Source organism: Paenibacillus sp. FSL W8-0439 (assembly GCF_038008995.1).
In the GTDB taxonomy this organism is placed as follows: domain Bacteria; phylum Bacillota; class Bacilli; order Paenibacillales; family Paenibacillaceae; genus Paenibacillus; species Paenibacillus polymyxa.
In genome coordinates this window covers 1,552,232-1,578,535 of sequence record NZ_JBBPAK010000001.1, presented here as the reverse complement: position 1 = coordinate 1,578,535, position 26,304 = coordinate 1,552,232, and the positions used below count along the sequence as shown (strand labels likewise).

Here is a 26,304-nt window from a genome sequence, read left to right as displayed (position 1 = left end):
GTGAAAAGCAGGCTCCCTATGTAACAGAGAGCCTGCTTTCTTTTCTATCCAACGTCTGGCTTACAGGAGAAGAGATAGGATGACTAAATAGAAATATCCAGTGATTTTCCAACCCCCGTGATATCACTGCCATTCGAGCTGCTGGTACGAGTCATTTCCATATTGCTTGGAGCGGACTTTTCCATTTTTGGTGTTGACGTGCTGCTGGATTGAGAACTTTGCTGTGCAATCTGAGCTTCAATTTGCTTAATTGCTGCTGAAGCTGCTTCATTTTCGTTTCTTTTGTATCCTTATTATCTTTGCTTTGCTGGACCTTATTGTACTCTGCTTCAAGCTGGGCTTTTTGCTTTTCCAAACTGGCTGTATCGTTGGTACTGGATGAAGATGAAGTTGAAGTATTGGCAATAGATATAGAGCTACTAGATGTGGTTGAAATATTCACAGAAGGATTCTCCTTTTTAAAAGCTAAGTTTGAGTTACAAGTGTGGGCTAAGCGTTTTTAAGGTATGCTATGGCACCCTCAAGATTATGACGAAGACGATACAGATTGTTCAAAAATCTTAGCGATTTTATCGAATAAAACTGATACTTCTTCATCTGTCGCATTCGATTCATCTGTGTTTCCCCAAGCGTTTTTTAATGCAGAAATCAGGTCTGTTTGCTCATCTGTTTCTGAAGATATGGAGCCAGATAGAAGATCGGAACTCAGGACGTTTTGCAAATCATTCAGTAAGGATCTTTTTTCATCTACGGTATGCTCTTCTTCAGATGTAGTGGTGTTATCCTCTTGATGAGTAATCTCCTGAATATTCCATGCAAATGGGGGCATAATTCCACCCATCGCCTGCATCATTGGAGGCAGACCGCTGCTATCAACCTCAGGTCGGAATGAGTCACCTTCAGGCGGCGGTGTAGGGCGGTTATTCTGGATCGTTTCAGCTACTTTATCGAATAAATCTGATACTTCCTCATCTGTTGCTGTCGAAAGATCCACCCCGGATAACAAGTCGCTGACTGTAGCCAAAGGATTGTTTGTACTGTTATTGATTTCATTCGTTTCAGATAAAGCACTTGAAGACGTCAAGTAACTTTGTAAATCTGACAATAACGCTTTCTGTTCGTCCATAGTCAGCGCCACAGTATCCTGGTCGTATTTGTAGCCATAACTGTAGTTTTCCGTAGGAAGCGGAGCCTGCATACCTCCGGCGTATTCCATAAATTCCGTACTTAATTCGAGTGAATCGCTGGATTTCTTGTGTGTGGTATGCCCCGCGTTATTTAGTCCATTCTCATTTGACTTCAGCGTATTCGAGTTATCGTAGGAAGTCGTGATGAGATGCCTGTTGATGGATAATGACAAAGTAGATCCCCTCTCAGTGTACATAATGTTTTTAGCTGCCCACCTCTCTTTCATCGGTTGTAAAACTGAAGGCAGCCTGAGAGAATGCTGAATGATAACTGAATGAATTCGGACTGTCCCATACTGCACTCCTTTTCTTTCTTCCTAGACTATAGTCAAGGAAAATCCCCTCCGCAGGACGGGGAACCGAGCCCTACTCCAGACAGGAGCAAGTAAAGGGATAATTTGTTACTCTTAGCAGAGAATAAATGAACGCATTTTGAAATTTGAAGGTAGGGGAAAGAAGTATGATCCGTATTAGTCATTTAGTTCACGAGAGACTTATGTTCCTATTCAAATTTTTGTACTCGCCTGCATATGTGGGTAGCGTAACACCCAGTTCCAGATTTTTAGCTAAAAATATGATAGAATCCATTCCATGGAGTGATGTTCATGCCGTGGCTGAGCTTGGGGCTGGAACAGGCGCAATTACCCAATACATCCCGTCTACGACAAAAATTCAACCTAAGGTTTTGCTCTTTGAGAAGGACCCGACCATGCAGCAGAGTTTAAAAAGAAGATTCCCGAATTATCTGTGCTATTCCGACTCGCGTGAGCTTCAGCTTGCTATGAAAAATGCTCAAATTGAACAGCTTGACTGTATAATCAGCGGGCTGCCATTCTTCAACTTTCCACAAGCGATGCGAGATCAAATCGTAGAACAAATTCATCGGTCACTCAGGGATGGAGGGATGTTTGTCGCCTTTCAATACTCTAAACAGATGAAACAGCAGTTAGGTGAATGGTTTGATATTGAAGAAATCAAGTTTGTACCTATGAATGTTCCACCCGCATTCGTGTATGTATGCCGAAAGAAAGCTTAAGAAAGGAGTATGGGGATGGATGTTGAATATTTGATTTCCATTATCGAACAATATGGCTATGCAACATTATTCTTCTCTCTATGGCTCGGAATTGTGGGACTGCCCATTCCAGACGAAGTTATAGTGATGACTGGCGGGGCCGTAACAAGCATGGGGATACTTCATCCGTTACCTGCTTTTTTAATTGTATATCTCGGGGTTGTATCAGGCCTATCCTTAGGTTATGTGTTGGGGAGAAGCTTGGGTACACCCATTTTGGATCGTTTGCGCCGGAAGAAGAAAATGGACAAGTACATTACTTTTTCAGAAAATTTAGTACATAAGTATGGAAACTTCACGATATGCATCAGCTACTTGCTACCGATCGTTCGCCACATTGTCCCTTATATTGTGGGGATCAATAAAATGAGTTTTAAGCGCTACGCTCTATTCTCTTATTCAACGGGCTTGATTTGGACGCTGATCTTCTTTTTGCTCGGACGTCTCTTTGGCGATCATGTACAAGCAGCAGGAGAATTGATTCATCGTTATGGCTTGCAGGTGGCACTGCTTCTCATCATGCTGACAATTATATTTTTTATAATGAAATTCGTGTGGGGGAAGAAAACAACGGAGGAATAAAGGTTGAGCATATTCGGCATATTCATAATACAAAAAAACGCCTAGAAACAGGTGTTTTCATTTTTGTCCTTTTTAGCAATACTATCCATATGATATACTATAAACTAACAACAGAATGGCTTAGATGGGCGGTCGGCTAGTCTCCTGCAAAGGAGGTGATGCCTGTGGAGGTTAAAGATACACTGATGTTGATGATTCAATTTGCAACGTTGGTGATCTTGATTATTTCCTTCAACAAAAAGAAATAGACCGCCCTCTGGAAAAGGTTAGCGGTCTATTCTACTAATCCAACCCTACAGCCACCGCCCTTATAAGCGGCTGTTGTAAAAGAGTGAGGATGTTAGAGCATCCTTACTCTTTTTTTAGTATATACCTATTGGCTATAGTTTATCACAGGAAAAACCATATTGCCAATATGGAAAACCTTTTAAAGGCAGCTTTCACTATGAGCTATTTTTTTAATTGAAGCAGCTTAACCAGCTTATCATGAATGGCCGTATTCGGGTAATTCCCGCTAAATTGGGAGGAACCCGGACCCATTGCAGTTAGCGCTACATCAACGGATGTGTGCCCTCCTGTGGTCCAGTCGATATAAAACTTCTCATCAGAGCCTTTTACGGTAAAAGGACCGTCTTCTTTGGAAACACCTTCACCGGATTCATCCTCTGCATCTTCGCCTTCAATGGCCAAACCGCCCGTTTCATGGTCTGCCGTCACTAACACCAAAGTATCTGGATGCGCTTTGGCATAGTCTTTAGCTACTTTAACAGCCTTATCCAGCTGCTGCCCGGCTTTGATGGTTAATTCACCTTCATTGTCGTGCGCCATCTCATCCGTTCCTTCTTCCTCTACCATCAGGAAAAAGCCTTTTTTATTTTTGGATAGAACATCAATCGCTTTCGCTGTCATATCCGGTAAAGAAACCGTTGGGTTGTAAGAATTGCCTAGTTTGTTGTGAGCTTGGAACATTTCTTCATTGGCGAACAGCCCTAGTAATTTAGAGCCTTTGGCTGCTTTCATTTCAGCCTGGTCTGTCACATAGCTATAGCCCAACTTCTTCGCTTGTTCCACCAAATTTCCTTGAGTTCCCTTACTAGCTTCCTCAGGATCTTCTGCCGGTGCATCTGGATGTTTGCCTACTGTTCCTGCAGGGTACCAGAAATCCTCACCCCCGCCCAGAATCACATCCAGCTTGCTTTTCTCAATATACTGCTTGGCAATCTCGCTTTGAGCAGAGCGCTTCTCAACATGCGCACCAAAGGCAGCGCCCGTCGCATCTGTCACTTGGCTTGTCGTCACTACTCCTGTAGACATGCCTGCTTTTTTAGCCAGCTCCATAATGGTTGTCACTGGTTTTTTATTCAAATCCATTCCGATCGCGCCGTTATACGTTTTCACACCTGTTGCAATGGCAGTCGCAGCGGCGGCAGAATCTGTAACCAGGTTGTCCCCTGAACTCGTGCTAACCAGGCCTGTTACAGGCATCTTGTCCATTTCAAGCAATCCCGATTTTCCAACCGTTGCTAAGCGAATCGCGTTACGACTGGCTTCTCCCATACCATCACCGATAAAAAGAATGACGTTTTTAGGAGTATCCGCTTTAGCTGATACAGCCTTCTGTGCCTTGGACTCTGCGACAGTGGACTTCGTAGGAGCCGCGGCTGCAAAAGCTTTAGGGATATCAGCAGATAATAAGGGTACAGTCAAAACAGTCACAGCACTCAACGCAAGGATACTCTTTTTCATGGAACGCTTTTTCACAAGGTCACACTCCAATAAATTTAATATTCATATATGATAAATTCATCATATATTGGTTTTGTAAAAAATCGTAAAGCACTAGGTTTCCCGAATGTAAAAAATTGAAGTGGTCATCTATATTTTATAAAAAAAGAAGACATCGACTCCTGGTATTCCAAGAGTTGATGTCTTCTGGTGTTTATATTAAATCGCGGCGATATTTTTGCCGATGGGCATGGTGTAGTATAGCGGTTTTTGCTGTCCGTTTTGCTGATAAACTACAAGCAACAGTGTGCGGCCTTCGGCTGTTAATGGGCTACCACCACTCAGGATATGATCCAGACTGAACGGCAGGACATCCAGCACAGCGTGCTTTTGCAGTTCCTTTTCACCCAGCTTCAAGGAAGCAAAGGCTGGGATCATCTCGCGGTATGGCTGCGGCTGTTGGCTAGCCACATCCATCTCACCCGTGCTTTCCTCGCCCACATCTGCCACCGCAGGTGACAACAGCGCATCCGGGTGCTGAAGGGCCATTTTCATATAGCTGGACCAATCGTCCTTCTCCAGGGTATGTTCCCACCAGATTTTACGCGGCTTATATTTATGGTTTAAGAAATAATCAAGCTTCATCAGCCCAAGTACCATTTCCATTCGCTTGGTTCCCCGCGATTCCAAAAAGGACTGGAGACGCGTAAACAGGTCTTCGAGCTGATGTCCGATTTTTTGCCAGCCCTGTCCTTCCCAGTAGTCTCCAAATTCCTGAAAGAAATCAAAGGCGGACGAGAATTCACGCTCAATCAGGTAGCTCACTGTATGGTCCATACGATGAGAGTTCCAGTATTTCTCCAATACATCTTCCAAGCGTTTGAGCCTCACAATGTCGGCAAAGGAAAGGACGTCATTGCTCAACATTTCATACGGCGCAACATCCATATAGGTATAGTTATACTTATCAGCGTCAATGCGCAGACCTGTACCACGCAGCATTTTGAGGAAGCCAAGCTGAAGCTCTTCTGGACCAAGCGCAAAAACGTCATTAAACGTTTTACGGAATGTATTGTAGTCCTCCAATGGCAATCCGGCGATCAGATCCAGATGCTGGTCGATTTTACCGCTTTGCTTGACCTTTGTAACGGTGCGTGAAAGCTTGGTAAAGTTCTGGCGGCGCTTAACCAGTTCATTGGTGGGATCATTCGTTGATTGGACACCGATCTCAAAGCGAAATACCCCCGGTGGTGCATTCTCCGCCAAATAATCCAACACCTCGGGACGCATAATATCTGCCGTAATCTCAAACTGGAAGACACAGCCACGGTGATTTTCAATCAAAAACTTGAACATTTCCAGCGCATAATCGCGTTTAATATTAAAGGTTCGGTCCACAAATTTAATCAATTTAGCCCCATTGTCAATCAGATACAGAATATCCGACTTAGTGCGCTCAATATCGTAATAACGCACCCCGACCTCAATGCTGGACAAACAAAATTGGCAACTGAACGGACAGCCACGGCTCGTTTCAAAATAGACAACCCGTTTCCCGAGCTCCGGGATATCCTCTGCAAAACGATATGGAGACGGCAGCTCGTTCAAGTCCGCTTTAGGGCGACCCGGCATGATAATAACCTCTTCTCCCTTACGGTAAGCCAGTCCATATACAAAATGAAACTTGCGATCTCCTTCCAGTTCCTGCAGCAGTTGATGGAAGGTTTCCTCTCCCTCACCAACAACAATAAAATCCACATTCGCCAAGCGCTTCATCCAGTGCTCCGTATCGTAAGATACCTCCGGGCCACCCAAAACAATTTTGACCTCGGGCATAATCTTTTTCAACACATCAATGACTTTAATCGTCTCTTCAATGTTCCAAATATAACAGGAAAAACCGATGACATCTGCTCCCCGTTGAAACAGATCAGATACGATGTTCATCACCGGGTCCTTAATTGTATACTCCGCCAGCTCAATATCAAAATCCTTTTCACTGTAGGCTTTGAGGCATCGGATGGCCAGTGAGGTATGAATATATTTTGCGTTTAACGTTGATAAAATGACTTTCATAGGTCACAACCTTCTATAAATTTGCACGGACTTTTATATCCTTAGTATAGCTATTCAAAATCCTCGTACACATCGTCTACAAAAATCTCGTCCTCGCTCACCATTCCGCCGGTATTCCCCTGATTTTGAAAGAAATCAAGAAACGGCTTGCCATACTTGCGGAACTTCACTTCACCAACACCCTTGATCCGCAGCATGTCTGCTTCGGATTGCGGACTCGCTACGCTCATCTCTCGCAGCGTGGCATCATTGAAGATGATATAAGACGGTACATGCTCCTGTGCGGCCAGATCGCGACGGATTAAGCGCAATTGCTCAAACACAGTTTCGTTAACTGCGGCAGGATAGGTGTCGCGTCCCTTTCGTCCGCGTGAACCTGCTCCACCTGCAAATGCTGTGGCATGCCGCACCACACGCTGCATGACTTCGCGCTGCCCTCTCAGCACTTCAGCAGCAAGCTGTTGCAAGCGGACAACTGGATATTGCCCCTCGGACAGCATCAGATAGCCTTCCGAAACAAGAACATTGATAATCTCAGCAATTTCTTTCTCCGTTCGGTTGCCCATCACGCCATAGGTTGGCAGGCTGTCAAAACCATACTGCAGCACTTTTTTGTTACGCGAGCCTTTCAACACTGAGGCCACCATGGAAACCCCATACCTCTCCCGCATACGATGAATGCACGAAAAAATCTTTTGCGCATCTATGGTCATATCGACCAGTTCCCGCTCGTCAGTACATGAACTGCATATGCCGCAGGCTTCATGCTCCTCCGCTTCTCCGAAATACTCCAGCTGTGCTGAACGTAGGCAGCGAGTTGTGTAACAATAGTCAACCATCTGCTGGAGTTTACGGTAGTCGTTGCGCTTGCGGTCTTCATCCTGTGGATTTTGCTCAATCAGGAACTTCTGGGTCACAATATCTTGCGGTCCGAACAGCAAAATACATTGACTCGGGTCGCCATCACGTCCTGCGCGTCCCGCTTCTTGTACGTACGCCTCCATATTTTTAGGCATATTGTAATGAATGACATAGCGTACGTTTGATTTATCTATGCCCATACCGAAGGCATTGGTTGCGACAATGACACGGATATCGTCGTACAGAAACCCTTCCTGGCTATCTGCACGTTCCTGATCTGTCATTCCTGCATGATAACGTCCGGCTGCCATGCCAGCGTCGCGCAGGCGTTGATATAAATCATCCACGTCCTTACGTGTCGCCGCATAAATAATGCCCGATTCACCCTCATGTTCACGGGCATAATTCAGTAAAAAGCTGCGTTTGTCCTCCCCTCGCAGCACACTGAACGCCAAATTCGGCCTTCCAAGCCCCGTAACGAACGTTTCCGGTGAGCGCAAACGAAGCAGGCGTACGATGTCATCCATAACCTGTGGTGTAGCCGTCGCCGTAAACGCAGCTACGATTGGACGTTCATACAGCCCGTCCACGAATGGAGCCACAGCCAGATAGCTGGTACGAAAATCATGACCCCACTGGGATACGCAGTGAGCCTCATCTACCGCAACGCAGGAAATCGGTAACTGAGCCATCTCATCACGGAACCAATCCAGTTCCAGTCGTTCAGGGGCGACATACAGCAACTTCAAATCTCCGTTCCGTGCGGCGCGTATACGGTCATTGACTTCTCGACCGCTCAACGTGCTATTAACGTAGGCAGCTGCAATCCCCATCGTGGTCAGCGCATCCACCTGGTCTTTCATTAACGAGATCAGTGGTGACACAACAATGGTCAGCCCCTCATGCAACAACGCGGGAATCTGGTAGCATATCGATTTTCCGCCACCTGTCGGCATGATGCCCAGCGTATCGTTGCCTTCCAGCATACTGGCCACAATTTTCTTTTGTCCCTCCCGGAAATCGGGATAGCCATAAAATTTTTGCAGCAAGTCCTGCGCCCGTTCCAATGTTGGTGCTTGTACACTCATAGTTTCAAAACTCCTCATATTTCTAGCGTCCTCGACGCATATCGGCTTTTCTTTCGTTACCTTATAGTTTACCGGGGTTAAGGGCAATGTTCAACCGCTGGAAGTCTGTCCATCGGGTTTTAGTCTCTTATGGCATTCGCTGTTTTCTCATGATATAGTGAACACGGTGCCGCAAATGGTCCACAACTATGAAGAGATACGGCTCCAAGAAGGAGAAAGAACCCATGAATAATCGGAAACCTCAAAGGAAAAATCATACAAAATCAACTTCAAACACAAGCCACTCCAGACGCAATCACAAACCCGCCGGAAAATCTGGCTCCTATAGACCGGAAGCTCAACGGAAAACCCATACTTTGGATAAATCCCCTGCCAAAACATACATCGTTCAGGAACCTGCAGAGCTATTGAGCTTTTTAGTTGAGCATGTGACTGGCATGGGTCGTAATTCCATTAAATCGGCATTGGCGCGTGGGCAAGTTTCCGTCAACGGTACTCCTCGTACTGTGCATAATTTTCCGCTGGAGCAAGGACAGACTGTCGCGCTCTCCAAGGAAAAGGTAGCTCCTGTGGTGCCGCTAACCGGGCTGCGTATTTTGCATGAGGACGAAGCTATTATCGTTATCCATAAAGATGCTGGGCTACTTTCTGTCGCTTCTGCGCAGGAACAGGAAGTCACAGCCTATCGCCAGCTTACAGCCCACGTTCGACGCGAGCATCCGTACAACCGTATTTTTGTGCTGCATCGTTTGGATCGTGATACATCAGGAGTGATGATGTTTGCTAAAAGCGAAGCCATACAGCAGGAAATGCAACAAGCGTGGAAGGAAGTTGTGTATGAACGAACATACATCGCTCTCGTAGAAGGACAGGTTAAAAAAGACGCGGGCACAATCACCTCATGGCTGAAAGAAAGCAAGACGCTGAAAATGTACTCCAGTCCTTATCCGAATGACGGCCAGCATGCAGTCACTCATTACAAGCGGCTTCAGGCCAATCGGCATTTTTCTTTGCTGGAAGTACGTTTGGAGACCGGACGCAAAAATCAAATTCGCGTGCATATGGAGGATATCGGTCATCCGATTGTTGGAGATAAAAAATACGGTTCCAAGAGCAAGTCGATTGGGCGCCTTGGTCTGCATGCACAGGTATTGTCGTTTATTCATCCCGTCACCGGAGTACTGCTGCGTTTTGAATCCGACATTCCTAAAAGCTTTTTGAATCCGTTTCGGGAGTAGCCTGGAGTGAAGCACACGAAGAAGAGTGTAAAAACACAAAAGGAAATTAGGGGGCTGTAAAAAAACAGCCCCTTTTTTTGTTGGTTAAGCGGTATGCCTCCGAACACCATCAGCCATTTTCATCAACTCATCCCATATGTATATGGGTGAATTACACACTGGACATTCTACCCAACCGTTTAAGTAAGGTAACTGGGCAAGAAGTAATTTCTCATCTATTTTTTGAGCATATTCGTATAGCCACTGTATATCGGCACCTCTATGGTCCAATGAACGGGGGCGAATCGGATAGGGGATTAGATTGCCTGAACTGACAGGGTCTTTATCATAGACAACGAGAGTGTCACCCTGTTCATCAGGCCAAATATAGAGCGGGGTACCGCAATGGGGACAATCCAGCATATATTCGTCACCTGTATCAAAAGTTTGTAGCATATAGGCTACGCAATGATCCCCCTCAAAGGCGGCAGCCGCAGCGAGAACATAGCGCTTGCCGACATCTTCTTCGTGTTCTTTCGCATAGAGCACCATTTCTTCTGTCAATTCTGCAAGGCGAACGATGGCACTTCGATATTGCGTATAAATATATTCTGCCAGGCTAGAATCCACTTCCACCTGATCCCTTGCAAATTCCAACGGGATTTTGGTATGTAAGGGATTATTATTTTTCGCTTCAAATATTCCGCAAATGGTATATATATCTGCCCGAATCTCTATATCAGAACTTTTTAGCGCAATGTCTACTAGGTAAGGTACAGCCGCAAAAGTACAAGTATACAACGTATTTTGGTGATACAATTCCTCCCAATACAAGGTGTCAGCCATTTCGCCATCATATCCGGCTTGGAGCTGTTTTAACATTTCTGGAACGTATTGAGAAGAACCGTAGGGGCCTTGGAGCAGAGTCCAGGCCGGATCGGACAAAGCCAGCATCTTGATACTCCTTCCACCGTTTTTCTTACAGTCATGAGATAGGTTTATAAAATGAGTTTGCGATCAAAATTCATTTTAACTTCATAATTCTTAGCTTGTTACGTTTATTTCATTATACGCATAACAGTGGCTGAAGTTGCTTTTCTCATTTTATGCAATGTACAAAATCACTATTTTTTAGGGCCTATAATCATATTCGGTTAAGCTTTCAGCATTATGAAGGTAACATACATTAAATTCATGAATTACGAACCTAGATCTTTTGTTGTACTACGAACCTTCTGCCAATTCCGTTCCCTTCCTGTATACATATATACATAGTCCACATTATAAGCTCTGTTACTTAAAAATTGCTGAGTAAGAAATAAAGTATATTAACGTTTAATTCCCATACATGTAAAATCGAGAGGATCTCAAGTGAATCTGGCTGTTTTTAATGATACCAATCGGGTAAAACATACATGTTCAAGTCTTTATTTTATCCGCTACAAAGCTGATTTTATGAATCGGTATATGAAAAGGCGTGTTGGGAATATTACGTATGAATACTGCGACTATAAGGGGAAATAGCCTATGACCATAACACCGGAACAGCGGATTACCCTGCACGGATTTAACAATTTGACCAAATCATTGAGCTTTAATATGTACGATATTTGTTACACCAAAACCAAAGAAGAACGCGAGGCCTATATTGAATATATTGATGAACAATATAACTCGGATCGACTGACAGCTATTTTAAAAAATGTATCCGATATTATCGGTGCCCATGTACTCAATGTTGCTCAGCAGGATTATGTCCCTCAAGGAGCGAGCGTGACAGTGCTTATATCAGAAGGGCCGATTGTGGAGGTACCGAATGATTCGTATGCAGAATCACCAGGTCCCCTACCTGAGTCTGTCGTGATACAGCTGGATAAAAGTCATATTACGGTTCACACCTACCCTGAATATCATCCAGACGAGGGGATCAGCACGTTTCGTGCAGATATTGATGTTTCTACCTGTGGGGAAATCTCCCCGCTCAAGGCACTTCACTATCTGACTCATTCTTTTGACACTGACATTATGACGATTGATTACCGGGTACGCGGCTTTACACGTGATACGAATGGTCACAAGCTTTTTATCGACCACGACATTGCCTCGATTCAAAACTATATTCCCGACGAAGTGCGCAATCAGTATGACATGATCGACGTAAACGTGTATCAGGAAAATATTTTCCATACCAAATGCAAGCTAAAACAATTTGATCTGGACAACTACCTGTTCGGCTACACAAAAGAAAGTCTGAGTGAAAAAGAGCAACAAAATATATCAACACGACTCAAAATCGAAATGGACGAAATTTACTACGGCAAAAATATGACGTAAACCAAAAATGGATCATTTCGTTATACAAAGGACGATTGCTTAGACTGGAATTCAGCCGGGCTTTCGTCTTTTTTGGATACAAGATCATATATATTACTCAGCTTGATCTGTACAAGTGGAAGAATGTTCACTATGATAGGGGAAGAAACCACTAATTTAAACTATCAGCCTAGATCTTAGACTCGCTCCCGATTGTAAGCGCAATCAATTGATCACTATTTTGTTTTAAAAGACAAAGGAGGAATTTGCATGCAAGGCGGTATTGGCGGTAAAAATATTATTTTACGACTGGAAATTTCCACCGAGCACATCCAGTTTGGTCAATTGATTACGTTGGTAAACGAACATGGCGGAGATGTTATCGCCATTGACGTCATCCGCACCTCTGAGAAGGCCACTGTGAGAGATATTACAGTCACCATTGCTGATCCAGCAGAAATCGACCGAATGATCGCCCGGATTAAAAAAGCACAAGGTGTAAAGGTACTGTCCATCTCTGATCGCACCTTCCTCTTACATCTCGGGGGCAAGATTGAAATGCAGCCTAAGGTCCCGATTCAAAACCGCGATGACTTATCCCGGGTATACACTCCTGATGTGGCACGCGTATGCATGGCAATTCATGAGGAGCCAGACAAAGCTTTCCGATTAACAATTAAGCGTAACACCGTCGCTGTCGTCTCTGACGGAAGCGCTGTCCTCGGACTCGGCAACATCGGCCCGTATGCAGCCATGCCGGTTATGGAAGGCAAAGCCATGCTGTTCAAGCAGCTTGGGTCCGTCGATGCCTTCCCAATCTGCCTGGATACGCAGGACACGGAAGAAATCATTAAGGCTATTAAGCAACTGGCCCCAGCCTTTGGCGGTATTAATCTGGAGGATATTTCATCGCCACGATGCTTTGAAATTGAACAGCGATTACGTGACGAGCTGGACATCCCTGTTTTTCATGACGATCAGCATGGCACAGCTGTTGTTTTGTACGCAGGACTGATTAATGCGCTCAAGGTAGTCGGCAAAGCTCTGTCTGACGTCAAAATTGTCGTCTGCGGTATCGGGGCTGCAGGTGTCGCCTGTACCAAAATTTTGCTATCTGCAGGGGCAGAGAACATTATTGGTGTAGACCGTAACGGTGCGCTTACAGCTGATGAAACCTATGAGCATCCGATGTGGAACTGGTATGCGCAGCATACCAACCCTGAACGGCTGTCCGGCACGCTATCTGAGGTTCTGAAGGACGCAGATGTGTTTATCGGTCTGTCGGCAGGCGGAATATTGCAACGAGAAGACGTGAAGCGTATGAAGGAAGCTCCTGTCCTGTTCACCATGGCGAACCCGGTTCCGGAAATTAACCCAGAGGATGTCGAGGATATTGCAGGGGTCATCGCCACCGGACGTTCGGACTATCCTAACCAGATTAACAATGTACTTTGCTTCCCTGGCATATTCCGAGCAGCACTGGACTGTCGCGCCCGTGAAATTAACGAAGAGATGAAGCTGGCAGCCGCAGAAGCCATCGCAGGCACAATCCGTCCCGATGAATTAAACAAACTGTATATTATCCCGGGTGTATTTAACGAGGGCGCCGTACAACAGGTGCGTAAAAAGGTGATTCAAGCCGCGATTGCGAGCGGTACGGCCAGAAGAGTACCTAGAGATTTCAGATAGAAGAAAAGGATTGCTCCCGTAAAATGGGTGCAATCCTTTTGTATAGAAGGCTAGGTCTGTATCTCGATACTCTTCACAGCAGTTATGACTTCCATTTAGAAAACAATTGACTGGCACGCTGGGCAAACTCCTCCAGGTTGATGCTGGAGTTGTCCAGCTTGTAATACCATTTTTTGATCGTATCTAAAATCCATGAAGGAACCTTAACCTCAGAGAAACCGGAATAGAACGTATGATACGCCCACACCAAATGCTCCCAACGCTTGTCATCGCCTTCTTTTACATATTCAGATACGTCTAATACCTTGGCGCGTCCGTCTTGCATGAGTACATTCTTGAGATGAATATCACGGGGATTCAGTCCCCTGGACCGAACAAATTCCCTCGCCTTTTCCACGTCCAAAATGACCTGCTCCGGCACCGGAATTCCTTGCAGCAGGCAATCTAGCAACGTGACACCAGATTCGTAACTAATGACAATATACTTATCGCCTTTTCCGTAATAATGAGGAAAAAAATCAGACCCTTGCAAACGCTCATATACATCGGCTTCTGCATCTTTTTTTTCGATCGCCATGTCTGAATACACCTTGAACGCGTAGCCTGGCAACGTATCGAGTGTAAATACAGCCGCGTCTGTCCCAATGCCAATACAGCGTACGCCTTGGGTGGCTGTTTTAATGGTAACTGGGTCATTATCCTCCGTACTATATACGGTCACTTGACTTATGATGTCGTCTGCCTGCCTCCATGGTTCTACCATGCGCGGGTCCCTCCTTCTCTGTTCTACCCATTTCAAATGAAGTTAGATTTATAACAGATAAATAGTATTACGGACCAGCTTTTGAAATAGCTTCAAAATAGGTTAGATTCTTTTGGATAACACGATATGTACCGTGTCTAACGTGCGTCTGGCAGGAGCAGCTTTCTTAACTCTGTGTAACTTGCCGCGGTTTTATAAGCCCCCGACACATCAGATTCCGGGAAAGCGTTCCTGTGATTGAACCAAATGACCTGCCAATTTGCAGCTATAGCTCCCGCCACATCATTACGCCAGGAATCCCCAATGTAGCAGCAATGCTCTGCTAAAGTTCCTGTCCGTTCGTTCACTATTTCGAAAATGCGCGGATCAGGCTTGGCATAACCAACGGTCCCAGACACAAAAATATGCTCTGCTGCAACATGATTTTCCAGTGTCATGGCTTTAATTTTGCTCATTTGGTGTTCTTCAAGACCGTTCGTAATTAAACCAACCACATAGCCAGCCGAGCTCAATTCATCAATTAACGAAGTAGCCCCCTCAAAAGACTCAATTCGGTACTGACGATCCAAGTATTCTTGTTGGACATGCACTGCCTGCTCACGGGTAATATCTACCCCGAATTCTTGTAGAGCCAGAATAAAACGACCTTCCCTCATCTCATCCAGTTCTTCCTGCCCTGCTTTCCCCTCCAATAGTCCTCCTTTAGCCGATAGTAAATCGCTGTAATAGCGAATACGGTGGTAGACTTCCTCATATGGAAAACGCTCACTTAATCCTAATACTGTACGCAATGCATCACGTGTAGGGTGCAGATGATCGTACATCGTATCATCTACATCAAAAAAAACAGCCTTCTTTTGCAAGTTCATATGCCCACTTCTTTCTGTTAAATCTTTGGATGACACTCCTCTATACCTTGTCCTGATATTATACCCGTTGACCTATTACGTTGCACCCTGACCTACCCAGCCCGTATCTGTCATTCACCCTTCTCAGATAATAACATACACTGAAAAGACTGCATTTTGGCAAACTCACTTTACTTCACTACTGCGCTAACATAGGCATCTTGTCCTAATTTGAACGAAAGCGTTTTATTTTGATAGCACACGGGTAAAAGGTCACATTTTTGAAAATATTCGTCATACAGGTTTACATTTCGTGTAAAATCACGTACCTTTTAGGGATGAACGCTTTACAGATGTACTTGGATAAGGGAGGTATACACAATGGATTCCGGTTCTAACCTAGCCTATGGATCAGCCACACCTTTGATTGAGGCACTTATAGAGTTTGAACAGGAGCTTGAAGCGAACCGGCATTCTCTGAGTTTTGATTTGGGATTGATTATGGAACAAGGCCGCGCTCCGCGATATATGGCTACACCGCCTGATGTTATTCCTTTTGCCCACGCTGGAGTGGACGGGATACATTATGGCTTTTTAACCGATTTTGGTCTTGAAAAGGACCTTTCACAGGCTCCGATTGTATGCGTCTCTCCCGTCGATTGGACGGGGGTATGGGTGGTTGCCCGCCATTTGCAGGATTTTTTAAGCGTTGTTTATACAGAAAACAGTTCATTAAAACGATACTATGCCAGTGGAGCAGACTATTCTGGACATGCTGGTCAGCGTCCTCCGCAGGCTGTGGATGAACGTACCGCGTTTGTACGCGAATGCTTTCGGGAGCGCTTTGGCATTCTGCCGATTCAAGATATGGCCGCCTACATCGACAGCTTGCGAACAGAGCGTAAGCAAAATGAAGTTGCTCCTACACTGAATGGCTTGGGTATTCAGGCACCTTCTTCTTTGAAGCGTAGCTCTTCTATTGAGAGCGACTTCTTGAACGTAACGGAGCCATTCCTTTGGGAACAACAAGGTGAAGCTGTACGTGATTTGTTCCGCAGCGGTTCGCGTGAAGCCAGACTGGCCTTTATTCGGGATGCTCAGACACGGCATCTGTTCACCCATTCAGCCCTTCGAGCTTTTGTAACAGGACAGCTTAGGCTGATGGGCTTGTCTGAGGCCGCAACATACCTAGAGGAGTCCTACTATACCGTTATTCCCGATACGATAGAATCTCGATAAACTCCATAGATTCCCCCAATTTAACCGCCTCTGAAAAGGCGGCTTTTTGTGCTACAATAAATGAAAACAACAGGGTCGAACGACCTGGGGCGCATGAAAGAGAGCGAGCATGAATAATCATTCCTATCCTACTCCTGAAATCATTGAGGTTTGTCTGCTAGCAGGCAAACTGATGATGCAAAATGGAGCCGAGACCTATCGTGTTGAAGACACGATGTCCCGCATTGCTTCAGCCTATGGCATATCCCAGTCCCATAGCTATGTAACACCCACTGGAATTTTTTTTGCCATTAATGATTCGGAACCTGCCAAGCTAATCCGGATCGTAGAGCGGACTACAGATTTGCACAAGGTGACCGAGGTGAACTCTATTTCACGTAAAATCAGCGCAGGCACTTTGTCTCCCAGCGCAGCCGTAAAAGAGCTTTCGGAAATTGAACGTGGTCCCCTCCGCTATTCCAATCGTGTACAACTGATCGCTGCAGCGTTGGCCAGCGGTTGCTTTATGATCATGTTTGGTGGAGTGTGGCGAGATTTCCCCGGAGCTGTGTTGTGCGGCGGTATCGGATTTGCAGCCTTACAATATTTCCACAGGCTCGTTAAGGTTAAGTTTTTCTCAGAATTTTCTGCATCTTTTCTAATCGGCTTGCTGGCGGCTCTGTTAGTGATTGTTGGCGGGGGTCAGATGATGGATAAAATTATCATTGGCTCCGTTATGCCACTGGTGCCGGGCTTGTTAATTACAAATGCTCTTCGGGATTTAATGTCCGGGCACCTAGTCTCAGGGCTTTCCAAAGGTGCAGATGCTTGCTTGACGTCTTTCGCCATTGGTGCTGGTGTTGCAGTTATCATTTCTTATATGTAATTTGGAGGAGATTCAAGCTTATGCTTGCACAATTATTCACAAGCTTTATTGCCACCGCTGCTTTCGGTATACTGTTCCACGCTCCTCGGCGTTCGCTGCTGCAATGTGGTTTTGTCGGTATGCTGGGCTGGCTTGTCTATTATTCAACCACGGATAGCATGGGACCTGTGAGCGCCAGCCTTTTAGCCACGATCCTTATCGGCATCGTCAGTCAAGGTTTTGCTAGACTGTACAAAATGCCTGTGATTATTTTCAGCGTGGCAGGCATGATTCCCCTGGTGCCAGGAGGAATGGCTTATAATGCCATGCGCCAGTTCGTACAACATAATTATCCTCAGGCACTGGAACTGGCCATGAGCACACTCATGATCGCCGGGGCAATAGCAGTCGGTTTGGTGATCTCTGAGGTGCTTAATCAAATCTTTCACAACGTACGTTTTAAACCTCAGCGTTAAAAACGAAGAAATAACAAAGTAAAAAAGGCTGCTCCCAAAATCGCCACACTGACAGTGTATGAGACGATGGTGGGGACAGCCTTTTTGTGTAGCTCAATATTAATCTACTCGCTTACCTAATATAGCCAGATCTCGCTCTATGCTGTCCAGCACGGCAACACGTGGATAGTATCCCCACTGCTCAAAGCCAAACTTCCGCAGCAGCGCAATACTCGGTTCATTATGACCAAATACAAACCCCAACAACGTTGTAATTCCTAGTCTAGGACATTCATTTAGCAAATGCTGTACCAGACGGCTTCCAGTGCCGGTTCCACGAGAATCCTCATGGACATAAATGCTAATTTCTGCTGTACCGTTATAAGCTGGACGGCCATAAAAGGACTGAAGGCTGGCCCATCCGGCAATGTTCCCCTTTTGTCTTAGTACCCACAAAGGGCGGTGGTTTTCCTGATGAGCTTCAAACCATGGAATGCGGCTCTCCACTGTCACAGGCTCCAGGTCTGCCGTGACCATTCGTCCTGCAATCGTAGAATTATAAATATCCACAATATCGGGAAGATCCTCCCTGCATGCAATTTCAATGGAAAAAGATTGGTCCTTGTTCATTATCGTATCTGCCCCCCTATTGTGGTGATTTATTTATTGTACAGGACAAGCGCTGGAACAGCCATATCGAGTTGTTTTGCGGATTAACCCCAAAGGGTCTTATAATAGAATTTGAAGATAAGCCAGCACTACATTAACCAATTTAACAACATGAGGCGGGAGGTATGCTTCGGAATCAAAGGAATCCGAAGCAGCTTAATATGAATATTGGAACTCAAATTTTGATTTTGGAAGTGTCTATGGGACCTTTTTTTGGAAATTCGATCATTCATCCTGTACTGCTCAAGGACGAGGATGGACTTACATTGATAGACTCGGGCATGCTCGGTCAATTGGAGCCTCTGCGCAAGGCTATTTCAGATGTGGGTGAGGATATAAGCCGTCTGAAAAGAATTGTTATAACGCATCAGGATATTGACCATATCGGAAATGTTCAAGCACTGCTGGACTTGCTACCGAGCACTGCCCTGCTGGCCCATAAGGATGACATTCCATATATGACAGGAGAACGACCATTTATAAAGCTGACGCCGGAACGCATCAATCTGATGGAGCCTGCACTCAAGCAACAAGCAGAGGATATGATTCGCCGCCTGCCAGATTTGCGCTTTGCTCATATGCTTGAGGACGGTGAACATCTGCCTTATGGTGGAGGCATACAGATTATTCATACACCTGGCCACACGCCCGGACATATCAGCTTGTATGTGCCTGCACACAAGCTGCTGTTGGCAGCAGATGAACTGCGTGTAGTCGAGGGTGAGCTGGTCGGTCCCGCTGAGTCGGCTACGCCGGATATGCCGTTGGCTCTGAAGAGCCTCGATAAACTGACCGTATTGGATGTAGATAAGGTACTCTGCTACCATGGTGGTTACTATGATCAGAATGTGCAGGCACGTCTGCAAGCATTAAGTCAGTCAAGAGAATAAGCCATATAAATTATGATGTAATAAGAGCTATAATGAATAAATGGACAGAAAGGAATGAGACTCTATGAATGATAAAATTACCAGATTGTATGATGAACTGAAGTCACAAGCTTGGGATGGCCTACTTGTGACCGATCCCAAACATATTTACTACCTGACAGGCTTCGCCAGTGATCCGCATGAGCGTTTTCTAGGGCTCGTGCTGCTTCGTGACCAAGAACCAGAACTAATTGTACCCGCCCTGGACGCAGAAGCTGCCCAAGCTGCTTCCTCGGTGACGCGTATATCCACCCACACCGATACGGACAATCCGTATGATCTGTTACGCCAACGCACAGGTACCGGAGTGAAAGCATTCGCACTGGAAAAGGAACACGTCTCCGTCCTCCGTTACGAACAACTACATACTGCCATTGGCGCTGCTCAATATGTTGACTTGGGTCCGGTGCTTCAAGACATGCGCGTGAGAAAAACTCCTGAGGAAGTAAAACGTTTGAAGCATGCAGCTCGTTTGGTGGAAGATGCTCTTCGTCACGGCCTAACCCATGTTCGCGAAGGGGTGACCGAAGTCGAGCTGGTAGCCGAAATCGAATACCAGATGAAAAAACTCGGTGCAGATGGTCCATCCTTTGACACTACAGTGTTGTCTGGACCCAAAACAGCCTTGCCACATGGTGTCCCAGGGACCCGCAAGCTGCAACACGGTGATCTGCTCATGTTTGATATGGGTGTATATTCCGATGGTTATGCTTCGGATATTACACGCACTTTTGCCTTTGGCAAGCTTTCGACTGAGCTGGAAACGATATATAATACGGTTCTTCGCTCAAATGAAGCCGGAATTGCCGCCATTCGCCCGGGAGTTTCCTGCGCATCCGTAGACCAGGCAGCTCGAGCCGTTGTTGAAGCCGCTGGATATGGCCCTGCCTTTAACCATCGGGTTGGACATGGTCTTGGTATGAGTGTTCATGAATATCCATCTGTGCACGGAGGCAATAACGATCTGCTTCATGAAGGGTTTGTGTTCACGATCGAACCCGGCATCTACGTACCAGGTCTTGGGGGTGTGCGGATTGAAGATGACGTTCTGGTCACCTCTGAGGGTGTTGAAGTGCTGACTTCTTTTCCGAAGGAACTGACCGTGCTGGGGTAATCTAGTGCTATTCTTAATATTGATATGTTAAAAGTACGAAAAAAAAGAGGGGCGACCCCAAGCCAATTAAGGCTTGAGGGTTTGCCCCTCCTCTTCTATCAAACGGAAATTACGTGCGATGTATAAAATCGGTGTACCTGCCGCAGTCAGTACAAATTTTAAGATGTAGGTGGTGAACAACAGTTCGATCCATATCCCCCACGCATAGCCGTAAAAGGCAATGCTACAGAAAATGAGGGTGTCTATAAACGAGCTGATCATCGTGCTGCCATTGCCGCGAATCCAGAGCTGATGACGCTCCGGGAAAAACTTGCGAATCCAGGCATATAGACGCACGTCCAGCAATTGACTGACCGCATAGGCTGTCAAGCTGGCAAGCGCAAGCCTTGGCAACAATCCGAAGAGCTGTTGCATCGGTGTCTGGGCAAAATCGGTTGCAGTAGGCTCAAATAACAGCACCATCTGCATCGTGATCGTCGTCATAATCAGAGTAAAAAAGCCAAACCACACAGCTTTTCGTGCCTCTTTAGGCCCATATTTTTCATTTAGTAAATCGCTGGCCATATACATAGAAACATACATTGTATTTCCCAATGTCGTGGTAATGCCGAGCAGATCAATGGTTTTGGTTACCTGAATATTGGCCAAAACAGTAGCAACGCCAATCCAGGCGTATAGCCCTTTTTTACCAAACAACCGATAACATAGCAAAAAGAACATAAAATTGACGAGGACAAATGCTGCCCCCCATAACAGATTAAACATGAAATCCTCCTAGTTTTGATAGCGCGGGATGGTTGCGAACCGCGGTTCATCCGAACAAGCCGGAAAAACATTATTTTAATGTATCATAGATTAGGATTTGTGAACAGCTATAATTTACACGGCCACCAGCCCAAAATAAAGAGCCGACCTTAGGGTCGGCTCTGAGTATGGAGGTGCACACTGCATGTGTTACATATACATATGCGATAAATGCGATATGAGGCTGCAGTGTATACCATTCGTCTATCTTTTACTTAAGAGTGTGCCGCTGCATCCAGATCCGTGCCATGGTTGTTGAACACGTCTTGATCGTTCTCCTTGAGTACTTTGCCAGAGATAAGACCTGCGGTAATAGAATCATTAACATTCAACGCGGTACGGCCCATATCAATTAACGGTTCAACCGAAATGAGCAATCCTGCCAAGGCCACGGGAAGGTTCAGGGTAGAAAGCACGATCAGGGAAGCGAAAGTGGCGCCCCCGCCTACACCTGCCACACCGAACGAGCTCACCGTAACAACCAGAATAAGTGTGAGGATAAAATCCCAGCTTGTAGGATCTATGCCCACCGTTGGAGCAATCATGACCGCCAGCATAGCAGGATAAATACCCGCACAGCCGTTTTGCCCAATGGTTGCACCCAGGGTCGCGGACAGATTTGCGATGCCGTCGGACACACCAAGCTTTTTCGTTTGTGTTTCAACATTTAATGGAATGGTCGCTGCACTGGAACGAGACGTAAAAGCAAAAACCAGCGTAGGCAATACCTTTTTCACATATGTCACTGGATTATAACCGAACAAGGCCAGCAAAATAAGATGAATAACGAACATGACCAATAAAGCCACATAAGAAGCAAGTACAAACTTGATCAGCTTCAAGATTTCATCCGGATTTGTTGTAGCTACAACTTTCGTGATCAGTGCTAAAATACCGTAAGGCGTCAATCTTAGCACCAGCGTTACAATCCGCATCACTACAGCGTACACTGCGTCGATCACTTTGCGGAAGGTTTGCGCCTGCTCCGGTTTTTTACGATCCAATCCGAGTACTGCCACCCCGATAAAGGCTGAGAAGATAACCACTGCCAACGTCGATGTACGGCGTGCCCCTGTCATATCTTCAAAAGGATTCGAAGGAATAAATTCCAGCACCTGCTGTGGAATAGTCATATCCTGAACTGTTCCCAGGCGTTCTTCCATCTTCAGTCCCTGCGCTTGCTCCTTTTCACCACTTTGAATCTCAATTGCTTTTAGATCAAAAGACAGGCTGGTTACAATACTTACTGAAGCTGCAATCGCCGTTGTAATCAGTAGCACTGCAATAATGGACACGCTTATTTTGCCTAGGTTCTGTCTTCCCTTCAAATTCATAATAGCCGAAATAATCGACACCATGATAAGCGGAATAACGACCATTTGCAGCAAACGGACATAACCATTACCTGCAAGGTTGAACCAATCGACCGATTTGGTAATGACCTCTGAGCCAGCCCCATAAGCGTACTGAAGAATAGCCCCGTAGATCAGTCCGAAGCCGAGCCCGGTAAAAACTCTTTTTGTAAAAGAGATGCGCTTTTTCTGCATCCAGACCAACACTCCGAGCAGTGCAAGCAGCACGATAACATTTAAAATAATAAAGAAGGTATCCATATATCTTTTCCTCCAAACTTAAACGTAAGATGTTTTCTAAAGTGACCCTTCAATCCGAAGATTACTATATCACAAAGCCAACTATTTTTGTAGGTTTTATTGAAATAAAAATAATAAAACTGCTTCAGCCTTAGATTTTATGAAAACGACAAACAGCAAGCCTTCGTAAGATGAAGGCTTGCTGTTTGTTATCCTGAACACAACGATTCGTATTCAATGTATACGTAGATTTTTCGACTGTCAGACGATCACTGTATATAACAGTTCCTGTTCCTTAACGACTTTATGCTGATTCCCTGCGGGCTCCAATTCGCTAAACTGATCTACATTTGTAACAATAACAGGCGTTATCGTTTCGTATCCAGCCTTGCGGATTTCCACCAGATCAAACTCCAGTATAAGATCGCCTACCTTTACGCGATCTCCTGCTTTAAGATGAGGTGTAAAATGAAGTCCTTTTAGTTTAACAGTGTCCATCCCTACGTGAATGAGCATTTCAAGTCCTGAATCACTCACCAAACCTACAGCGTGCCCACTTTTGGAAATGGAGAACACTGTGCCCTCAACTGGGGAAACAACCCGACCTTCGGAGGGTTCAATAGCCCATCCTCTACCCATAATTTCTTGAGAAAATGCAGGATCATTGACTTCACTGAGCGGTTTAACTTCACCCACAATTGGGCTGAATACCGGGATTTTCTCACCTTTTGGCAGTGAGCTCATCGCAGATTGTGCTACTTCCTCAGTAGAGATCTCGCCAGCAGCATCTGCTGCTTGTGTCGCTTCTTCGTTCTTTTCATCTGTAAAACCGATCACATAGGTAACAATCGCAGCAACCACAAATGCAATAATAAGACCAAGAATTGCGTACAAGAAAGTCGGTCCAATAAACATAGCCAGACCAGGCAAACCAACGAGTCCCCCAACGACGTACGCTTTTGTACCAAACAAACTCATGAAGCCCCCACCGACAGCTCCGCCGATCAACGCTGCCGTAAACGGTTTTTTAAACCGCATATTCACACCATACATTGCAGGCTCGGTTACACCCATAATAGCTGTCAAGCTCGTGGAGAAGGCCACTGTTTTGACTTTGGCATTTTTGGATTTCAAGAATACGCCAAGTGTTGCACCAGCCTGAGCCAAGTTAGCTGCTCCCATAATTGGAATCATGTAATCATAGCCCAACGTTGCAATCGATCCGATCATAATAGGAACCAACGCGTAGTGCATACCTGTCATAATGATCAGGGAGAAGGTACCGCCCAGCAGCAGACCTGCAAGCGCACCTGTATTTTCAAACAACCAAGATATCCCCCCTGACAGGCCATTACCAATAATGGAGCCGAGCGGCCCTACAGCAATCAACGTCAATGGTACGATAATCAATAGAGTCAGTGTTGGAACAACAAGCAACTTCAGTGATGCATGAGTATACTTATCAATGAATTTTTCAACATAGGATGCCAGCCAGATCGCGATAACAATTGGAATAACGGTCGACGAATACGTAGCCGCTGTCACCGGAAGGCCAATAAAGCTAACCTTCACATTCGAAGCCAGTAATGCTGTAATGTCTGGATGTAAAATTGAAGCACCAATCGCCGCACCAATAAACATATTGCTACCGAGTTTTCTAGCCGCACTCACAGCCAAAATAATCGGCAGGAAGTAGAACGCACCGTCACCTATTGCGGCTAAAATCGTATAGGTTTGACTCTTGTCAGACATCCAGTGCATAGCTACCAGTAGGGCAATAATCCCTTTGATCATACCTGCCCCGGTGATCGCCGGCAGAATAGGTGTAAACATACCCGCAATAAAGTCGAACAGTTGGCTGATCGGGTTTTGTTTTTTCTTGGATGCAGTGCTTGCGCCTGTTTCACTTTGCGGTGCCTTGGACATGTTACTCACCAATGATTTATATACATTAGCTACATCATTTCCGATAATCACCTGAAACTGGCCGCCACTCTCCATGACTCCCATGACACCATCCGTTTTTTGCAACTGCTCTTTTTGAGCTTTCTTATCATCATGAAGGTTGAAGCGCAAGCGCGTCATGCAGTGAATGACCTGCTCTACATTTTCTTCTCCACCGACCAATGTAAGTATCTCTTTGGATAATTGATTTCGATCCATGAGGCATTCCTCTTTTCTATTTAAGGTATATAGTGTGAAATTTGGGAATAAAAAAAACCTGAATACAGAAAGCAGACAGCTTTATAAAAGCCAATCTTCTTTCAGCATTCAGGTTTTGCCTTCTTGTTTAGAAGTAGCAATCCTAAATCCCTGATCATCCATAAAATCATTGATTCTTAATGATGCGTTCGATATGAATCGTGAGATACAGCATCTCATCCTGGGATAAGCTTCGACCATAGATCTTAGACGTATAATCTCTTATTTTTTCCGCACAAGCATAAGCGTCCTTATATTGTACCTTAACCATATCATGAAGCGAATTATCTGTATTTTGTACAGGAGTTCCGTTCATAACCCGTTGGGCAAAAAATTTGAGATGTGTAATAAAGCGGTAATAGCTTAACGACTCTTCATCCAGCTCCATTACAAAAAAGCGGCTTACAATGTTTATGATATCCTTGACGATATTAGTCAGGGTTATCGTTTCGCGCATTTCACTGTTCAGCTGTGCATTCACCAAATGTAAGGCAATAAACGCCCCTTCATCATCTGGAAGTGTAACCCCCAGCTTGTCCTGAATCATGTGCAATGCTTTGGTCCCAATCGCGAATTCCTTGCGGTACATTCGTTTGATTTCCCAGTAAAGTGCATTCTTGATGTCCATACCCAAACGGTAACGCTCTATGGCAAAATGGATATGATCTGTCAGCGAAATATAGATGCTGTCATGCAACTCTACACCAAGTATCGTTTTGGCATACTGGATGATTTCATCAGAAAGTTCAACATACTCAATAGGGATATCAGACATCAGGGTCATCAATTTACGGGAAACCTCGGTACTTTCAAGCTTGAAAATTTTCTCGATTTTCCCCTCTTCAATCTCATCGCCTGTGTTTTTTTTAAAAGCAATTCCTCTTCCCATAATGACTAATTCTTTCTGCTGTTCATCAATGACCGTTACGACGTTATTATTCAGCACCTTTGCTATCTTCATTCCATCACCTTAAGCCGCTTGGAGTAGTAAAAAAAGGCAATACCAAAACTGACACATAGTGCCTGTTTATG

Annotated in this window: 23 protein-coding genes and 1 pseudogene; 11 read left to right on the top strand and 13 right to left on the bottom strand. The window is 45.2% G+C overall.

The features are described 5' to 3' along the window. Positions 1-83 precede the first annotated feature (83 nt). Positions 84-442, bottom strand: a pseudogene (locus MKX36_RS06730) (FlxA-like family protein). An 84-nt stretch (positions 443-526) separates the two neighbouring features. After that, positions 527-1,360 carry a hypothetical protein gene (locus MKX36_RS06725; protein ID WP_340864443.1) on the bottom strand — a complete coding sequence of 278 codons (834 nt, stop codon included), beginning with the start codon at positions 1,358-1,360 and terminating at the stop codon, positions 527-529. A gap of 287 nt (positions 1,361-1,647) precedes the next feature. Between MKX36_RS06725 and MKX36_RS06720 the strand changes: the two genes are divergently transcribed. From MKX36_RS06720 to MKX36_RS25380, 3 genes are all read left to right on the top strand, one after another. Beyond that, positions 1,648-2,223: a class I SAM-dependent methyltransferase gene (locus tag MKX36_RS06720; protein ID WP_016820631.1), complete on the top strand. Its 576-nt coding sequence runs from the start codon at positions 1,648-1,650 to the stop codon at positions 2,221-2,223. 15 nt (positions 2,224-2,238) lie between these two features. Then, on the top strand, positions 2,239-2,844 hold the full coding sequence (locus tag MKX36_RS06715; RefSeq protein ID WP_340864442.1) for a DedA family protein: 606 nt from the start codon (positions 2,239-2,241) through the stop codon (positions 2,842-2,844). A 158-nt stretch (positions 2,845-3,002) separates the two neighbouring features. Further along, complete coding sequence (locus MKX36_RS25380; RefSeq protein ID WP_007429455.1) at positions 3,003-3,092, top strand: putative holin-like toxin; 90 nt, start codon at positions 3,003-3,005, stop codon at positions 3,090-3,092. A 202-nt stretch (positions 3,093-3,294) separates the two neighbouring features. Here the strand turns inward: MKX36_RS25380 and MKX36_RS06710 are convergent, their stop codons facing one another. The 3 genes from MKX36_RS06710 to recQ form a co-directional block, all read right to left on the bottom strand. Then, complete coding sequence (locus MKX36_RS06710; protein WP_340864441.1) at positions 3,295-4,605, bottom strand: alkaline phosphatase; 1,311 nt, start codon at positions 4,603-4,605, stop codon at positions 3,295-3,297. A gap of 183 nt (positions 4,606-4,788) precedes the next feature. Continuing rightward, entirely contained in the window at positions 4,789-6,645 is a 1,857-nt protein-coding gene (locus tag MKX36_RS06705) for a B12-binding domain-containing radical SAM protein (RefSeq protein ID WP_016820634.1), read from the bottom strand. 50 nt (positions 6,646-6,695) lie between these two features. Further along, positions 6,696-8,594, bottom strand: a complete 1,899-nt coding sequence (gene recQ, locus MKX36_RS06700) for a DNA helicase RecQ (RefSeq protein WP_340864440.1) — start codon at positions 8,592-8,594, stop codon at positions 6,696-6,698. A gap of 224 nt (positions 8,595-8,818) precedes the next feature. Between recQ and MKX36_RS06695 the strand changes: the two genes are divergently transcribed. Continuing rightward, a complete protein-coding gene (locus MKX36_RS06695; protein WP_016820636.1) occupies positions 8,819-9,832 on the top strand; it encodes an RluA family pseudouridine synthase in 1,014 nt (337 codons plus the stop codon). 84 nt (positions 9,833-9,916) lie between these two features. Here the strand turns inward: MKX36_RS06695 and MKX36_RS06690 are convergent, their stop codons facing one another. Next, entirely contained in the window at positions 9,917-10,765 is an 849-nt protein-coding gene (locus tag MKX36_RS06690; RefSeq protein ID WP_016820637.1) for a hypothetical protein, read from the bottom strand. Between the two features lie 573 nt (positions 10,766-11,338). On the opposite strand from MKX36_RS06690, the gene speD reads away from it, so the two are divergent. Then, positions 11,339-12,145, top strand: coding sequence for an adenosylmethionine decarboxylase (gene speD / locus MKX36_RS06685; protein ID WP_016820638.1), 807 nt, complete (start codon positions 11,339-11,341; stop codon positions 12,143-12,145). Between the two features lie 249 nt (positions 12,146-12,394). Continuing rightward, entirely contained in the window at positions 12,395-13,813 is a 1,419-nt protein-coding gene (locus MKX36_RS06680; RefSeq protein ID WP_126666663.1) for an NAD-dependent malic enzyme, read from the top strand. A gap of 82 nt (positions 13,814-13,895) precedes the next feature. On the opposite strand, the gene MKX36_RS06675 is transcribed toward MKX36_RS06680, so the two are convergent. After that, positions 13,896-14,576: a serine/threonine protein kinase gene (locus MKX36_RS06675; protein WP_016820640.1), complete on the bottom strand. Its 681-nt coding sequence runs from the start codon at positions 14,574-14,576 to the stop codon at positions 13,896-13,898. Between the two features lie 137 nt (positions 14,577-14,713). After that, positions 14,714-15,445, bottom strand: a complete 732-nt coding sequence (locus tag MKX36_RS06670; RefSeq protein ID WP_016820641.1) for an HAD family hydrolase — start codon at positions 15,443-15,445, stop codon at positions 14,714-14,716. A 360-nt stretch (positions 15,446-15,805) separates the two neighbouring features. Here MKX36_RS06670 and MKX36_RS06665 point away from each other — a divergent pair, with 360 nt between their 5' ends. From MKX36_RS06665 to MKX36_RS06655, 3 genes are all read left to right on the top strand, one after another. Next, on the top strand, positions 15,806-16,663 hold the full coding sequence (locus MKX36_RS06665) for a hypothetical protein (protein ID WP_025364351.1): 858 nt from the start codon (positions 15,806-15,808) through the stop codon (positions 16,661-16,663). Between the two features lie 109 nt (positions 16,664-16,772). Continuing rightward, positions 16,773-17,528, top strand: a complete 756-nt coding sequence (locus MKX36_RS06660) for a threonine/serine exporter family protein (RefSeq protein WP_013370006.1) — start codon at positions 16,773-16,775, stop codon at positions 17,526-17,528. A 20-nt stretch (positions 17,529-17,548) separates the two neighbouring features. Continuing rightward, positions 17,549-17,983 (top strand): threonine/serine exporter family protein, encoded by a 435-nt coding sequence (locus tag MKX36_RS06655; protein WP_016820644.1) that lies wholly within the window; start codon positions 17,549-17,551, stop codon positions 17,981-17,983. Between the two features lie 99 nt (positions 17,984-18,082). Here MKX36_RS06655 and MKX36_RS06650 read toward each other — a convergent pair whose 3' ends face one another. After that, a complete protein-coding gene (locus MKX36_RS06650; RefSeq protein WP_019686608.1) occupies positions 18,083-18,592 on the bottom strand; it encodes a GNAT family N-acetyltransferase in 510 nt (169 codons plus the stop codon). Positions 18,593-18,756: 164 nt separating this feature from the next. On the opposite strand from MKX36_RS06650, the gene MKX36_RS06645 reads away from it, so the two are divergent. After that, positions 18,757-19,521, top strand: coding sequence for an MBL fold metallo-hydrolase (locus MKX36_RS06645; RefSeq protein ID WP_340864439.1), 765 nt, complete (start codon positions 18,757-18,759; stop codon positions 19,519-19,521). 64 nt (positions 19,522-19,585) lie between these two features. Beyond that, positions 19,586-20,674, top strand: coding sequence for a M24 family metallopeptidase (locus tag MKX36_RS06640; RefSeq protein WP_193190508.1), 1,089 nt, complete (start codon positions 19,586-19,588; stop codon positions 20,672-20,674). Between the two features lie 66 nt (positions 20,675-20,740). Here the strand turns inward: MKX36_RS06640 and MKX36_RS06635 are convergent, their stop codons facing one another. The 4 genes from MKX36_RS06635 to licT all read right to left on the bottom strand — a co-directional run bounded on the left by MKX36_RS06635 (position 20,741) and on the right by licT (position 26,233). After that, positions 20,741-21,439: a queuosine precursor transporter gene (locus MKX36_RS06635; protein ID WP_016820648.1), complete on the bottom strand. Its 699-nt coding sequence runs from the start codon at positions 21,437-21,439 to the stop codon at positions 20,741-20,743. Positions 21,440-21,693: 254 nt separating this feature from the next. Continuing rightward, on the bottom strand, positions 21,694-23,091 hold the full coding sequence (locus tag MKX36_RS06630) for an L-cystine transporter (RefSeq protein ID WP_016820649.1): 1,398 nt from the start codon (positions 23,089-23,091) through the stop codon (positions 21,694-21,696). 240 nt (positions 23,092-23,331) lie between these two features. Further along, positions 23,332-25,233: a beta-glucoside-specific PTS transporter subunit IIABC gene (locus MKX36_RS06625; RefSeq protein WP_045244011.1), complete on the bottom strand. Its 1,902-nt coding sequence runs from the start codon at positions 25,231-25,233 to the stop codon at positions 23,332-23,334. 166 nt (positions 25,234-25,399) lie between these two features. Then, positions 25,400-26,233: a BglG family transcription antiterminator LicT gene (licT, locus tag MKX36_RS06620; protein ID WP_016820651.1), complete on the bottom strand. Its 834-nt coding sequence runs from the start codon at positions 26,231-26,233 to the stop codon at positions 25,400-25,402. Between the last annotated feature and the right edge of the window lie 71 nt (positions 26,234-26,304).

Coding starts and splice junctions, on each gene's coding strand:
- MKX36_RS06660 (WP_013370006.1), top strand. CDS start 16,773: ATGAATAATCATTCCTATCCTACTCCTGAAATCATTGAGGTTTGTCTG.
- MKX36_RS06695 (WP_016820636.1), top strand. CDS start 8,819: ATGAATAATCGGAAACCTCAAAGGAAAAATCATACAAAATCAACTTCA.
- MKX36_RS06705 (WP_016820634.1), bottom strand. CDS start 6,645: ATGAAAGTCATTTTATCAACGTTAAACGCAAAATATATTCATACCTCA.
- MKX36_RS06665 (WP_025364351.1), top strand. CDS start 15,806: ATGGATTCCGGTTCTAACCTAGCCTATGGATCAGCCACACCTTTGATT.
- MKX36_RS06630 (WP_016820649.1), bottom strand. CDS start 23,091: ATGGATACCTTCTTTATTATTTTAAATGTTATCGTGCTGCTTGCACTG.
- MKX36_RS06625 (WP_045244011.1), bottom strand. CDS start 25,233: ATGGATCGAAATCAATTATCCAAAGAGATACTTACATTGGTCGGTGGA.
- MKX36_RS06715 (WP_340864442.1), top strand. CDS start 2,239: ATGGATGTTGAATATTTGATTTCCATTATCGAACAATATGGCTATGCA.
- MKX36_RS06675 (WP_016820640.1), bottom strand. CDS start 14,576: ATGGTAGAACCATGGAGGCAGGCAGACGACATCATAAGTCAAGTGACC.
- MKX36_RS06655 (WP_016820644.1), top strand. CDS start 17,549: ATGCTTGCACAATTATTCACAAGCTTTATTGCCACCGCTGCTTTCGGT.
- recQ (WP_340864440.1), bottom strand. CDS start 8,594: ATGAGTGTACAAGCACCAACATTGGAACGGGCGCAGGACTTGCTGCAA.
- MKX36_RS06645 (WP_340864439.1), top strand. CDS start 18,757: ATGCTTCGGAATCAAAGGAATCCGAAGCAGCTTAATATGAATATTGGA.
- MKX36_RS06635 (WP_016820648.1), bottom strand. CDS start 21,439: ATGTTTAATCTGTTATGGGGGGCAGCATTTGTCCTCGTCAATTTTATG.
- MKX36_RS06720 (WP_016820631.1), top strand. CDS start 1,648: ATGATCCGTATTAGTCATTTAGTTCACGAGAGACTTATGTTCCTATTC.
- MKX36_RS06670 (WP_016820641.1), bottom strand. CDS start 15,445: ATGAACTTGCAAAAGAAGGCTGTTTTTTTTGATGTAGATGATACGATG.
- MKX36_RS06690 (WP_016820637.1), bottom strand. CDS start 10,765: ATGCTGGCTTTGTCCGATCCGGCCTGGACTCTGCTCCAAGGCCCCTAC.
- licT (WP_016820651.1), bottom strand. CDS start 26,233: ATGAAGATAGCAAAGGTGCTGAATAATAACGTCGTAACGGTCATTGAT.
- speD (WP_016820638.1), top strand. CDS start 11,339: ATGACCATAACACCGGAACAGCGGATTACCCTGCACGGATTTAACAAT.
- MKX36_RS06640 (WP_193190508.1), top strand. CDS start 19,586: ATGAATGATAAAATTACCAGATTGTATGATGAACTGAAGTCACAAGCT.
- MKX36_RS25380 (WP_007429455.1), top strand. CDS start 3,003: ATGCCTGTGGAGGTTAAAGATACACTGATGTTGATGATTCAATTTGCA.
- MKX36_RS06680 (WP_126666663.1), top strand. CDS start 12,395: ATGCAAGGCGGTATTGGCGGTAAAAATATTATTTTACGACTGGAAATT.
- MKX36_RS06650 (WP_019686608.1), bottom strand. CDS start 18,592: ATGAACAAGGACCAATCTTTTTCCATTGAAATTGCATGCAGGGAGGAT.